The sequence below is a fragment of the Streptomyces sp. NPDC047000 genome, assembly GCF_040644295.1.
Classification (GTDB): domain Bacteria; phylum Actinomycetota; class Actinomycetes; order Streptomycetales; family Streptomycetaceae; genus Streptomyces.
Genome location: NZ_JBEYWE010000002.1, coordinates 535,075 through 547,592, shown reverse-complemented (window position 1 = coordinate 547,592; position 12,518 = coordinate 535,075). Strand labels below are relative to the sequence as shown.

The window sequence follows — 12,518 nt, the reverse complement described above, 5'->3', positions numbered from 1 at the left end:
CCGAAAACGTTCACGCCGCGTCGACCGTCACACCGCTCGCCCCGTGGATGACCCGTACGGTCACGAACTCGGCGGGCGCGGTCGGTGCCACACCGATCTGCGTCACCACGATCCCGGCCTCGACGGCCGCCGGGGGATTGGTCTCGTGGTCGCACTTGACGAAGAACGCCTCGGCCGCGGTACGGCCCTTCAGTGCGCCACGCTGGAACAGTCCGTCGAGATAGGCGGTGAGTTCCCGCATGATCCGTATCCAGAGCCGTATGTCGTTCGGCTCGTGGACCAGGCCGGTCATGAACCGCTCGACCCACCGGCCGATGGTGCCGACCAGGCGCCGCGCGGTCACGTCCCGCCAGGCCGGATCCACGGCGAGGGTCCGCGCGCCCCAGACACGGACACCCCTGCCGGGCAGCGCCCGCAGGCAGTTGACGCCCTGTCCGTAGAGCGTGCCCACATCGGCCGCGGCGATGTCCGTCTGGAGATCGAGGACGCCCTCCACCACGGCGTTGGCCGGCGCCCGGTGCACACCGGACCGCTGATCGCCGGCCGCGTACCCGCCCGCCACGTGCCCGGACGGCGGCTGCAGACGCATCTCCCCGTTGCCCCCGGGCACCCACAGCCACGGGTGGTAGAGGGCTCCGAAAGCGCCGTCGGTGCCGGTCAGCGCCGCGCACTGGGCCGTGACCACCGCCGGGTCGGCCGTGGGCACACCGTCGAGCAGGGCGAACCGGCCACCGTGTTCCCGGCAGTGCCGCAGGAGCGCCCGCTGCTGGGTGAGCACCGGTCCCGGTGCGCCGTTCACCGGCCAGGGCGCGGCCGTGACGATGTCGGGGGCACAGACGAGATCGACGTCGTCCTCCAGGCCGTCCAGCGCGTCCAGCGCGGCTTCCAGCGCCGTGCCGGGCGGCTTCGACTCGTCGAGCGGCACGACGTGGCACACGATGCCTCCGTTGTCGAAGAAGCCCCGGACCGCGTCGGCCAGGAAGCCGACCGGGTTCCCGCCGTAGGCTGCCTCGAACTGCGGCCACAGCGTCAGCCGTTGCGGCGTGATCGGTCCGCCGGCCGTGCGGCCGAGGAAGGCGGGCACCCCGGTGAGGAAACTCGGCGGCGACGGCGGGAAGACGTCCTCGCGGATCACGCCCGGAGGCGGTTGCTGAGTCATGGTCTCGTCCGGCAAGGGGCTACTGGACCCCGCCGGCCCACTGGCTGATCCGGAACACCACGAACTCGGCCGGGCGCACCAGCGCCACACCGATCTCGACCACGAGCTGGCCGGCCTCCCGGACCGCCTCGGGGTTGACGGTCTCGTCGCAGCGCACGTAGAACGCCTGTTCCGGGGTGTTGCCCAGGAGGGCGCCGGACGACCACACGGTGGTCAGGAAGGCTCCGACGTTGCGGCGGATCTTCGACCAGAGTTCCGGCGCGTTCGGCTCGAAGACCGCCCACCGGGTGCCCTCGTCGACGGACTCGCGCAGGAAGTTGAAGAGTCTGCGGGAGCTGATGTAGCGCCACTCGGGCTGTGCCGCGCCCGCCATCGTGCGGGCGCCCCAGACGGTGACGCTGCCGTCGAACCTGCGGATCACATCGATGCCGTCGGGGTTGAGACCGGCCTGCCCCTGTCTGCCGACGAGTGTCTCCAGGCCCAGAGCGCCTCGGATCACCTCGTTGGCGGGCGCCTTGTGCACACCGCGCTCGGTGTCGACCCTGGCGTAGACCCCGGCGAGGTGGCCGCTGGGCGGCTGGTAGACCGGGTTGCCGTCCGCGTCCTCGGCTCCGACGTCGATCCACGGGTAGTAGATCGCCCCGTAGCTGCTGTCGCGGGTCCCGCCCTGGATCGCCGCCTTGGTCAGCACGGTGGTCCGCCGGCCGTCGAGGATCGCGAAACGGTCCTGGAGGTACGGGTTCTCGCAGTGGTCGAGGATCGCGCCCTGCACCGCGTCGCTCACCGCGCCGGGGATCGCGACCAGGGCGATCTCGTCGATCACGGTGAAGGTCTCCAGCGCGGCGATCAGGCTCGCGTCCGTGCGGTCCGCGTCCTCGCCGGGCGCGACCCGGGTGACCCAGCACCGGCCGCCGCCGTTGTTGAAGAAACCGTAGACCGCGTGGGCGAGCGTGCTGTTGCCCGGCTGGATGTCGCCGAACAGGTTCCTGAACGTCTCCCAGCCGTCCACCAGTTGTGCCACGCCCGCGAGGGCCGGGGTGGCGAAGTCGGCGGGCTCGGGGGTCCCGTCGGTCTTCAGGCCCGAACGGCCCGGGAGCAGCGGCATCGTGACCGTGTCGTCGACGACGCCCACGAAACCCGCGGTGCTGGTTCCCGCACCGGCGATCGGTTTGATCGCCGAGGGGACCTCTTCGACATAGACACCCGGTGCGAGGTATTGCGGCATGTGCGGGTACTCCCCCTTGTCATGACTCGTGGTCCACGCCCAGGCCGACCCGGACGGCCGTCCCGGTCACCTCGGGGCCGACGTCGGTGGATGTGAAGACGTCGACGCTGAGCGTGACGCCGTAGTGCAGGGTGGCCTTCGGGCGTCCGCCCATGGCCTGCCAGAACTCGCCGATGCCCTGCAACCGGCTCTCGGCGGTGACCCGTGCCGGCAACGGGGGCTCCTGCCCGGCCAGTTCGCCGCGCAGATACTGCCGCGGAATCTCCCGGTGGCGCAGCAGCACCTTCATCACCTCACCGAGCATGCGGTGCTCGTCCTGTGCGGGACTGGGCGCGCTCTCGTTGGGCCAGGCGGTGATCAGGTAGGAGCACAGCACCCGGGCCGGCGCGCGCTTCTGGGTGATCATCCCGGACGTCTGCCGGGTGGTCTCCCACTGGTTGGTGCGCAGTTCGTGGTTCTCCCGCACGTCGTAGAGGAAGAAGGCGACCGCGGGCAGAGTGACGCCGGACGGCGGGAACTGGTCGTCGGGGGTGGCGAAGCTGACGGCGACCCCCGGCAGCGGCAACTCGGCCTCCACGAGAGCGGCGAGCGTGGTGTCCAGGTCCTGGAACATCGCCCCTCCTCCGTCGGTGCCGGCCGCTTCGAGGAGAGTTGTACGCGACGCCCGTCCCACGGGTGTCTGCCGGGGCGTCTTCCGCGGCGACTCGGTTCCGCCGCCGGGCCGCCGCAGGGTGGCCGCCGGGCCGCCCAGGGTCGCCGCCGGACAAGGACACCGCCCGACGGCGGCCCCGGGCACCTCGCGGCGGTTTGTCCGACGGTGCTTCGGACCGCCCGGACGCTCGGGCCCGTGGGAGGCGTGTGTCCGCCGTCGCCGCGGACCGCCGAGGGTCACAGACCGCCCGGGCTCCCGGCCGCCGCCGGCGGACTCGCCGTGATCCGACCGGTCGGCTGCACGGCGGCCGTCGGTGTGCCGCCCCGGTGGGACGACGGGAGGGGCGCGGTCTCAGCCCCGGTGGTCCCGGGGCCGGGCCGTCCGGCGGTGGAAAAGCTCACGAACGGCGGCCGGCCGCCTTCCCGTCGGCCCGGCAGGCCCCGGCCGGCCCGGCAGCGGGACCACCGCCGGTTCGGGGACACGCCGTGGGAACACCGCCGGTTCGGGGACACGCCGTGGGGGCACCGGCAGCCGTCACCACCGCCAGCGCCATGTGGTCCACCTCTTCTCGTGGACGTCGTTGGCGGTCCGACCGTCCAGGCGGGGCCGTCGCCCTCCGCCGCTTCCTGCCCCGCGTTTCGTGATCCGGGCGCCGCTGGACCGGTCCGGCCTCACGACGCTGTTCGAGGGGTCCTGGTCGTTGTACCTGATGTCGGTCCGGTATCCGATCCGCCAGTCGACGTAGTCGAGCAGGACCGTCCGGCCCGTGCCCGCGTTGTGCACCGCGAGCCAGGTCCGGAACTGGTCCTCACCGCCGGTCCCGACCAGTTCCTGCTGGTCCCGGCCCTCCCCCACCGTCCAGTTGGCGAACGTGGTCGGTGTGTCCTGCGTCAGGGTCGTCTTCTCGCTCGGGGACTGGCGGTCGAACCTGGCTTCGAGGTACGGCCTGGGACCAGGGTTGGACCACGGTCCTTCCTCCCCGGCCCCGTCTCTGACGGGCACGCCCGGGACGAAGTCCGTATACAGCTTGCGCTGGTTCCCGGAGTCCGGGACGGACGGGCTGTAATAGAACTTCCTGGCCGACTTGAAGACGGTCTGGACGAACCCGACCGTGTAGCCGGCGACGCGGTCGGCCGGCCCCTCTGCCGTGACCGTCCCCCTGGCCGTGAAGCCGCCGCCCATCTGGCTCTTGAAGCCCTGCACGCCCAACGCCAGCGTCCGTGGCTTCAGCCTCCCGTCGATGGGCCCGGCGGGCACCGTGAAACTCACGTCGGTGGACGTGAACGTGACCCTGTCGTCCGCCGCGCCGGCCTGGCCGTCCGCGCCACGCCGTCGGTTCCCGCCGCGCGCCGCCGGGGCGTCCGTCGTCGTGAACCGCGCCCTTCTCTCGGCCGCGCGGAAGCCCCCGCCCGAGAACCGCGCTCCGGCGCCCTGCCCGCTGGAGCGGGCCACGGCGTCCGAGGACGCACCACCGCGGGTACCGGCCGGGCTCGCGCCGCCGAGACCGGCCCGGCCGGCGAACACGGCAACGCCCTTCTCGGACGGTGCCGGTCCACCGCGTCCGCGCCGTTCCTTCCCCGGGGCGGCCTTCCGCTCCGGCACCTGTGCCGTGCCGACCGGGCCCCGGCCCGGCGACCGGGCGGGCGGTACGGCGACCGGGCCACCGGCGCGCGTCCCCCGTACGGCCTCGCCTGCGCGGCGGTTGCCGTACGTGCGGTGCAGGAGGAGCAGCGCGGCCCGCGGATCCGCGGGCCGGTGCGTCTGCGGCGCCGGGGCCGGGGCGGCGGTGGCCGCCTTCCGCGCGGGGGTGACATCACGCTGGGGGATACGCACGCGAAGCGTCCTTTCCGGTCGTGGCGCCGGATTCGAACTCTCCGGCGGCCAGGATCTTGCCCATCTTCTGGTACTCGCGTCGCGTGGCCCGGAGCAGGTGCTCCATGGTGACCGTGCCGCCGTCCGCGGCGGCGAGGAACGCGCCGGCGAGGGCGATGTTGCGGATGTTTCCTCCGGGCAGGTCGATCCGGCGGGCGAGGAGATCCAGGTCGAGCCCCCCGTCCAGGGGAGTCTCGGCGGGCCAGATCTGCTCCCAGATACGGCGGCGGTCCTCGGCACCGGGAACGGGGAAGTCGATGGTGACGTGCAGACGACGGACGAAGGCGTCGTCGAGGTTCTTGCGCAGGTTGGTGGCCAGCACGACCACCCCCTCGTGCTGTTCCATCCGCTGCAGCAGATAGCTGGTCTCCAGATTGGCGTACCGGTCACGCGCGTCACGCACCTGGGAGCGTTTTCCGAACAGGGCGTCGGCCTCGTCGAAGAACAGCACGGCGTTGCTGGTGGCGGCCTCGGCGAAGATGCGGGACAGGTTCTTCTCGGTCTCGCCGATGTACTTGCTCACCACGGTCGAGAGGTCGATCTTGTAGAGGTCCAGGCCGAGTTCGTGGGCCAGGACGTCGGCCGCCATGGTCTTGCCGGTGCCGGACGGCCCGGCGAACAGTACGGCCAGCCCCCGCCCGTTGGCCAGTTTCCGTTCGAAGCCCCAGGACTCGTACACCAGGGCCCGATAACGCACCTGATCGGCGGTCTCCCTCAGCTGCTCCATCCGGTCGGCGGGCAGCACGATGTCGTCCCAGCCGTAGTGGGGTGTGATCCGCTGGGCCAGCTCGGCCAGTCCGCGGTTGGACTGCAGACGGCACGCCGCGTACAGGTCGTCCTGGGTGATCCGGGGCGCCCCGGGCGCCCGGGCGTGCGCCAGATTGCGTCCGGTCACCACGGCGTCCCGGATCTGGCCGCCGGTCAGCCGGAACCTCCCGGCGAGCGCGGCGAGATCGAGCGCCGACCGGTCCGCCGTGCCGAGCGCGGTCTCCCAGAGACGGATCCGCTCGGCATGGCCGGGCGCCGGGAACTCCAGCCGGACGAAGGTCATGCCCCGCGGAACCCCGGACGGTTCCCACCTGACGCTGCCGGCCAGGAACGCCGGCGCGGGATGGGCCGCCAGCACGGACAGCAGCGACGCCAGCCGGGAACGCCCCTTCTCGTCGAGGAGGGCGTCGGTGTTCTCCCAGTACATGATCGCGCCCTGGAGCCGCGCCTCCCGGTCGACGGACCGGACCAGGGCGTCGAACTCCTCTGCCGGGCGCTGGGCGAGCAGATCCGCGGACACCGCCAGCAGCGGCGCCTGCCAGTGCGCGGAACAGACGGACGCCGCGCTCTGCCTGCCGACGCCGTAGGGGCCCTGGCAGTACACGACCAGACTGTCGTCGGCGTACTCGCTGAGCCCCGCCAGTGACGCGTCCAGCTCCGGGGGCAGACACAGCTCGTCCAGCGTGACGTGCGGGTGCACGAGCCGTGCGTAGGGCCGCAGCGGCCCGGCCGGCTCGTCGTCCTCCAGCAGGAAACCCGCGATCCGCGGGTCCAGCCGGACGGCGCGGCCGAGCACGGAGGGCGTGTCCGCGGTGGACTCCTCGGTGAGGACGACGAGACCGTGCTCGACCAGCGGCGCCGACGGCGCGAACCGGGTCCGTGCGGCGGTCTGCTCCGCGCGGTCGGCGCAGACCGTGTCGAGGACGAGGCCGATCGTCGGCAGCCGCCGGGTCATGTCGTCGTGCAGATAGCCGTACAGCCGCTCGTAGCGGCGGTCGATCTCGGGAGCCAGGCACATGACGACGATCTCGATGTCGAAGGGGTGCAGGCCGAACATCCCGGCCAGCTCGACCAGCCGCAGCCGCACCCCGTCCTGCACGCTCCGCGTCACGCGTTCGGCGATCTCCTCCGACAGCCTGTCCAGCTCCGGGCCGCCTCCGTCGCCGTCCGCGGGCGGTCCGCCGTGCGTGCCGTCCAGCAGCGCGTCCACCTCGGTGTCCGTGACGAACAGCGCGGAGAGTCCGTCGGCGCTCTCACGACGGGCCTGGTACCGGGCGCGCCGGACCTGTCTGCCCAGCAGTACGTCGAGACGGGCGAGTTCGGCCGTCAGGTGCTGTGCGGAGCCGTCGTAGCCCGGACCGCTCATGGTGTCGTGTCCCTCGTCCCCGTGGTCCCCGGCCGGTCCCCGCGTCGGATCCGGCGCGCCCTCCGGCACCGTGCCGGACACGCCGGACGCGCCGGACGAAGGTAACCGGGAGGAGCCGGCCGGCACGGTCTCGGCGGGCGACGAGGTCCTCTGTACCGGGACGGTGTCCAGGGGAACAGGGCCGCTCTGCCGGCGGGGATCGCCGGGGCCCGCCGCGCCGCGCACCGCGTACACCTGTGGTGCGGCTGCCCCCGCCCGTGCGGACACCAGCAGGACGTCCTCGGCCCGGTCGGCCCGGATCCGCTCGTAGAGGACCGTCGTGTCCGCCGACGGCCCCACCCCGAACTCCTCGTGCACCACCGATGTGCACTGCTCGTACTGGCGCAGCGCGGCCGTGCGGTCGCCCGCCGCGTAGTGCAGCCGCATCAACTGCCGGTGGGTGTGCTCCCGGGCGGCGTCGTGGCGGAGCACCTCCTGCCCGAAGCCGACGCCCTTGGCGTAGAGTCCGCGTGCCTCGCAGTGTCCCATCAGCTGGTCCAGCATCGTCAGACGGGCGTGCCGCAATCGGTCCCGCTCGTGGTCGCACCAGTCGTAGTACGACGTGGCGAGCAGGTCCCCCCGGTACAGGTCGAGCGCGCCCTCGACCTCCTCGGCCTGGCCGTCGGAGAGCGCGACTCCCGGCGTGTCACGCACGGCCGCGTATCGCTCGTCGAACACGTCCACGTCCAGCCAGCAGGACGCGGCGGGGTTGATGCTGATGCCACCGGGATCGACCACGACGAGTTCGTCCGCCGCGGCCTGTCCGGCCGAGCGGTTCTGTACGGCCGTGTTGAGCCGCCACAGGGTCTGCCGCAGGTACTTCCGGGCCGTGCCGGGTTCGGTGCCCGGCCACAGCAGCTCGCAGATCATTTCACGGGTGTGCACCCGGTCGTGGTGGACGAGCAGGCAGCAGAGGAGTTCAAGAGCCTTGCCGGGCGGAGTGACCAGGGGCCGGCCACCCCGCTGGAACGAGACCTCGCCGAAGAGCCTCGCCTGTATGCCGTGCACCACATATCCCCCTCGAACCACGCCGGTCTCCCCCAGCCGGCGTTCGGACAGCGCCCGCACACGACGCGGGAACAGGTGCGTCGCAGACAACGCCTCTGCACATCAATAGAGTTGAGTGCCCGTCGAAAAATACCGCAGCTCTTCACACCTTCCGCGCAGGTTGAGAAGACTCACCAGGACACGGCGGCCACGGCGTGATCCGCCGTCCGGACGGGCGGCACGGCGGCGCGGGACCGGGTGTCCGGCGCCCCTCGGTCACGGACTCCCTGTCCCGCGGCCACCAGCGTCCGAGCGGACGTACGGAGGTGACAGGCCGTGGTCTGCTTGCGGCAACCCGGGGCTGTGGGGCTCCCGTTGCCCTACCTTGGGCCTATGGCGCCGCATCACCACAGTGACCGTCCGTGGCGTGTGCGAGTCGACGACCAGGAAGGCACCCCTTGGGGCGCCGGAGTACTGCTCGACGACCGGCATGTGCTCACCTGCGCGCATGTCGTCCGGGACGCCGGTGCGGATCCCGGCGGCACCACGCCCCGGGTCCGGATCAGCAGTGTGGCGTGCCGTCCGGAGTGGGCCCGCACCGCGCGCGTGGCCCCGGGCACCTGGGTGCACGAGCACGGCACCCAGCGCGGCGACGTGGCGCTGCTCGAACTCGACGAGCCGGCCGGCTGCGGTACCCGGACCACGCTGTGGAAGGCGCCCCTGTCCGGCGGCACCGTCCAGGTGTACGGCTTTCCCCGGGACACGCCGTTCGGCATGGGCGCGGAGGCACGGCTGGCCGGGTCCGGGCACCGGCAGGGCGAGTGGGGCCTGCTGAAGCGGGTGCGCCAGGGCGACCCGTGGATCGAGCCGGGCTACTCGGGCGCCGGTGTGGTGGCGGTGGACGGCGAGTTCGGGAACCGGGTCATCGGCATCGTGGTGGCCGACTACCTCGACGGCGACGCCAAGGCGGCCTGGATGCTGCCGACCGAGACGATCCTGACGTACCTGCCCCGGACGGAGGAATTCACCGGCGGCGACCGCAACGACGAACTGGGCCCCGCGCACGGCGAGTTGCCCGGCGACGTGCTGGGCGACCCGCTGCGGCTCGCACTGACCCAGGAACTCACCCGGCTGCTCGACGGCGGCTGGTGCGGCACCGTCGTCGTCGGCACCGGCGGCACCAGCGCCGTGGGCGACTCCTGGCTCGTCCGGCTGGTGCGCACGGCCGATCCGGCGGCCCGGGCGGGCGTCTCGGACGCCGAACTCGCCACCGTCCCCGGGGACACCGTCCTCGGACTCGGCACCATCGACGCCGCCTACGACGCGCGGGGCAGGTCGGCGGCCGACCTCAGCGGCTATCTGACCGGCCGGTTCGGGCTCCCCGGCGGCGGGATCCCCGACGTACGGCGGCAGTTGCTGCGCCGCAGACCGCCCGCCTGTCTGGTGGTGGGCGGCGTCGACCGGGCCCGGGACCCGGAGGACCTGGTGAGGGAACTGCTGGGGCAGCTGGCCGCCCGCGCCCGGTCGCGCGGGATCCGCCTGGTCCTCGGCTTCGAGGGCGCCCCGCCGCCCGGCCTGGCCTACGACGTCGCCCTCGACCCCGAACCCCTCCACGGGGACGCCGACCCGGGCGTGAGCGCCGCCGAGGCCCAGCGGGCCGTCGCGGACCTCGCCGCACAGGAGAACGCCGCGTCCGCCCTGTACCAGGAGCACGGCCTCCAGTTCTTCGCCGCGCCCCGGCTGCCGCCCCTGGCCGCACCCCGGTTACGGGTCCGGCTCGCCGTGGCCCGCGCCACGGAGCCCAGCCCCGAACTCACCGCGATCCGCGACCAGGCCGACGCCGCCCGGGCCGCGGCGGACCGGTTCCGGCGCGACCTGCTGCGGCTGGTCACGGCCCACGAGGACCTCACCGCCTCCCTGGAACTGCACCGCGTCCGGGCGGCACGGTACTTCGGCGAGGAGGACCGGCGGCTCGCCGAGCGGCACGCCCCGGCCGCCCGCGCGCTGCGGACCGCGCCCGTCGACCTCGGCGCGGCGAGCCGGCTGGTCAGGCAGTACATCGACGAGGTCGACCGGCGGTTCGAGGAGGAGGGCGACAGATGACGACGAGCGGTCAGAGGTGCAACCGGCCCGACTGCGGGCGCGGCACGGTCGACGACCAGGGGTTCTGCGACGCGTGCGACCGGCAGCCGCTGCCGCCGTCCCAGGCTCCCTCCCCGTCCCAGCCCCGGTCCCCGTCTCCGCCCCAGTCCCTGCCGCCGGGGCCTCCGGCGCGGGGCGGTGCGGGTGTCGGCGTGGCGCAGGTACGTCCGGACCCCTGGTACGGCCTCGGTCTGGTCGACTCCGTCGAGGCGTCGGAGGCATCGGAGGCATCGGAGGCGCCGGAGGACGCGAGGACGCCGCGGGCACCGGCGGGTCCGTCGGAGCCGGTCGCCGAGGCGCACCGGTTCTGCCCCGACCCCGCCTGCGGACGGCCGGTGGGCCGTGGCCACGCCGGTGGGCCGGGCCTGACCGCCGGTTTCTGCCCGCACTGCGGCACCCCTTTCGACTTCACCCAGCCGGGCGGCCTCACCATCGCCGGCCGCTACGACGTCCAGCGCGTCCTCGGCTCGGGGGCGTACGGCGCGGCCTACCTCGCCCGCGACCGCAACCTCATGACCGACGTCGCCGTCAAAGCCCTGCACCGGTCGGTCGCCCGCACCGCGGAACGGGAACGGGACGTCCTGGTCCAGCTCCGGCACGACAGCATCGTCCGCATCCTGGGCTACGAGCAGGAGGGCCCGTACCTCGTCCTCGAGTACATGCCCGGCGAACCGCTCTCCGCCCGCGACGGCGACCGTCTCGAAACCCTCCTCGCGCACGGGATCCGCATCCTTCAGGCGCTCGACTACCTGCACGCCCGGGGTCTCCTGCACTGCGACGTCAAACCCCTGAACATCATCCGCTTCCGGGAGGAGAGCCCGGCGGGCGCCCTGGACAGGGTGCGGCTGATCGACTTCGGCGCGGTGCGCAGCCGGACCCGGGACACCGGCCGGGTCGTGGCGTACACCAGGGCGTACGCGCCGCCGGAGAGCGATCCGGAACATCTGCGCCCCACCCCCGGCTTCGATCTCTTCGGGCTGGGCATGACGCTGCGCGAGGTCTGCCGCTCCCGCTGGACGGACCGCTCCGCGCCGGGCGTCGATTCGCTCCATCTGCTGCTGGACCGTGCCACGCACCCCGAGCCACGGCGGCGGTTCGGGTCGGCGCGGCAGTTCGCCGAGCAGCTCAGCGGGGTCGTCCGGCAGGTCGTGGCCGCCTCCCCGGCACATCGTCAGGTGTCCCGGGCGTCGGCCCTGTTCGGCTCGGCGCCGGAGGCACTGCACGGCGGTCTGGGCAGGGCCCGGCCGCTGGCCCACTGGGTCGGGGCGCGGCCGGACGGGGCGGCTGCGCTGGAGATGGCCGCGCCGTTCTCCGCCCCGGAACCCGGTGACGTCGCGGCGGCCCTTCCCGCTCCGCTGTCCGATCCCGACGACCCGGACGTCACGGACCCGGCGGGCGGCGCGCTCGCCGCGAGCCGGCTCGCCCTGCGCAGGAGGGACGCCGCGGAGGCGGCCGGGCGCCTGGCGGCGGCGGGCCTGCCCGAGGGGCACTGGCTGGCCGACTGGTACCACGCCCTGACCGCTCTCGCGGAAGGGTCTCCGGGACGGGCCGCCGAGGTGCTCACCCAGGTGCGCAGAGCCCTGCCCGGTGAGCTGATACCGCACCTCGCCCTCGGTCTGTGCGCCGAGTTGCTCGGTGACCGCACCGTCGCACGGTCGCACTACGACACGGTCTTCGGCACCACACCCGCACTCGGCGCGGCCGGTTTCGGCCTGGCCCGCATGCTGCTGCTGGCCGGTGAGCGGGCGAGGGCGGTGGAGGTCGCCGAACAGCTGGCCCGGGAGTTCCGCTACGAACGCGAGGCGCGGGTGGCGTCGGTACGGCTGCGCGTGATGGTCCTCGCCGATCCGGCCCACCCGATGCCCACCGCGGACGACGTGGCCCGGGCCAGGGCGGCCCTGCCCGGTCTGGACGTGACCGGGGCGGCCGCCGCCGCGCTGGGTGCCGAGATCCAGTACGCGGAGTTCCTGCACACCGGCGACCGGAAGGAGCTGTCCGACGCGATCCGCGCACTCGGCCCGCACGCACCCACCGAACGCGAGTTCACGGCGCTGGTGGACCTGGCGAACCGGCTGCGTCCGGCGCTGCGCTGGAGACGCCCGCGCGGGCACGGCGGATCGGGGCGTTCCCGTTCCGGAGCGGCACCCGGCGTACTAGGCTCGTGACACGCTCCGTCGAGGAGGCGGGCACGTTCCGTAGCGGGAGCACGGTCCGGGGCGCGCACGTTCGTCGCGGAAGCACGGTCCGGGGCGCGCACGTTCGTCGCGGAAGCACGTTCCGGGGTGTACGCACCTTCGGCGGTGGGCGG

At 73.4% G+C, this 12,518-nt stretch carries 7 protein-coding genes; 2 read left to right on the top strand and 5 right to left on the bottom strand.

The window, feature by feature from the left end; translation table 11 throughout:
• Nucleotides 1-10: 10 nt before the first annotated feature.
• The 5 genes from ABZ862_RS05770 to ABZ862_RS05750 form a co-directional block, all read right to left on the bottom strand.
• Complete coding sequence (locus tag ABZ862_RS05770) at nt 11-1,159, bottom strand: phage tail sheath subtilisin-like domain-containing protein (protein ID WP_360952772.1); 1,149 nt, start codon at nt 1,157-1,159, stop codon at nt 11-13.
• A 19-nt stretch (nt 1,160-1,178) separates the two neighbouring features.
• Nucleotides 1,179-2,384, bottom strand: coding sequence for a phage tail sheath subtilisin-like domain-containing protein (locus ABZ862_RS05765; protein ID WP_360952769.1), 1,206 nt, complete (start codon nt 2,382-2,384; stop codon nt 1,179-1,181).
• A 19-nt stretch (nt 2,385-2,403) separates the two neighbouring features.
• The gene (locus tag ABZ862_RS05760) at nt 2,404-2,997 is read right to left on the bottom strand and encodes a DUF4255 domain-containing protein (RefSeq protein ID WP_360952766.1); all 594 of its coding nucleotides are present in this window, start codon (nt 2,995-2,997) and stop codon (nt 2,404-2,406) included.
• A gap of 573 nt (nt 2,998-3,570) precedes the next feature.
• The gene (locus ABZ862_RS05755; RefSeq protein ID WP_360952763.1) at nt 3,571-4,869 is read right to left on the bottom strand and encodes a hypothetical protein; all 1,299 of its coding nucleotides are present in this window, start codon (nt 4,867-4,869) and stop codon (nt 3,571-3,573) included.
• A complete protein-coding gene (locus tag ABZ862_RS05750) occupies nt 4,850-8,110 on the bottom strand; it encodes an AAA family ATPase (protein WP_360952760.1) in 3,261 nt (1,086 codons plus the stop codon). Before ABZ862_RS05750 ends, ABZ862_RS05755 begins: the two co-directional genes overlap by 20 nt.
• A 351-nt stretch (nt 8,111-8,461) precedes the next feature.
• Here ABZ862_RS05750 and ABZ862_RS05745 point away from each other — a divergent pair, with 351 nt between their 5' ends.
• Both ABZ862_RS05745 and ABZ862_RS05740 read left to right on the top strand, forming a co-directional pair.
• Nucleotides 8,462-10,171, top strand: a complete 1,710-nt coding sequence (locus ABZ862_RS05745) for a serine protease (RefSeq protein ID WP_360952757.1) — start codon at nt 8,462-8,464, stop codon at nt 10,169-10,171.
• Nucleotides 10,168-12,375 carry a tetratricopeptide repeat protein gene (locus tag ABZ862_RS05740; RefSeq protein ID WP_360952754.1) on the top strand — a complete coding sequence of 736 codons (2,208 nt, stop codon included), beginning with the start codon at nt 10,168-10,170 and terminating at the stop codon, nt 12,373-12,375. Before ABZ862_RS05745 ends, ABZ862_RS05740 begins: the two co-directional genes overlap by 4 nt.
• Nucleotides 12,376-12,518 lie beyond the last annotated feature (143 nt).

Bases quoted from the DNA above. Each gene is read 5' to 3' on its own strand.
- ABZ862_RS05770 (WP_360952772.1), bottom strand. From the start codon at position 1,159: ATGACTCAGCAACCGCCTCCGGGCGTGATCCGCGAGGACGTCTTCCCG.
- ABZ862_RS05765 (WP_360952769.1), bottom strand. From the start codon at position 2,384: ATGCCGCAATACCTCGCACCGGGTGTCTATGTCGAAGAGGTCCCCTCG.
- ABZ862_RS05760 (WP_360952766.1), bottom strand. From the start codon at position 2,997: ATGTTCCAGGACCTGGACACCACGCTCGCCGCTCTCGTGGAGGCCGAG.
- ABZ862_RS05745 (WP_360952757.1), top strand. From the start codon at position 8,462: ATGGCGCCGCATCACCACAGTGACCGTCCGTGGCGTGTGCGAGTCGAC.
- ABZ862_RS05740 (WP_360952754.1), top strand. From the start codon at position 10,168: ATGACGACGAGCGGTCAGAGGTGCAACCGGCCCGACTGCGGGCGCGGC.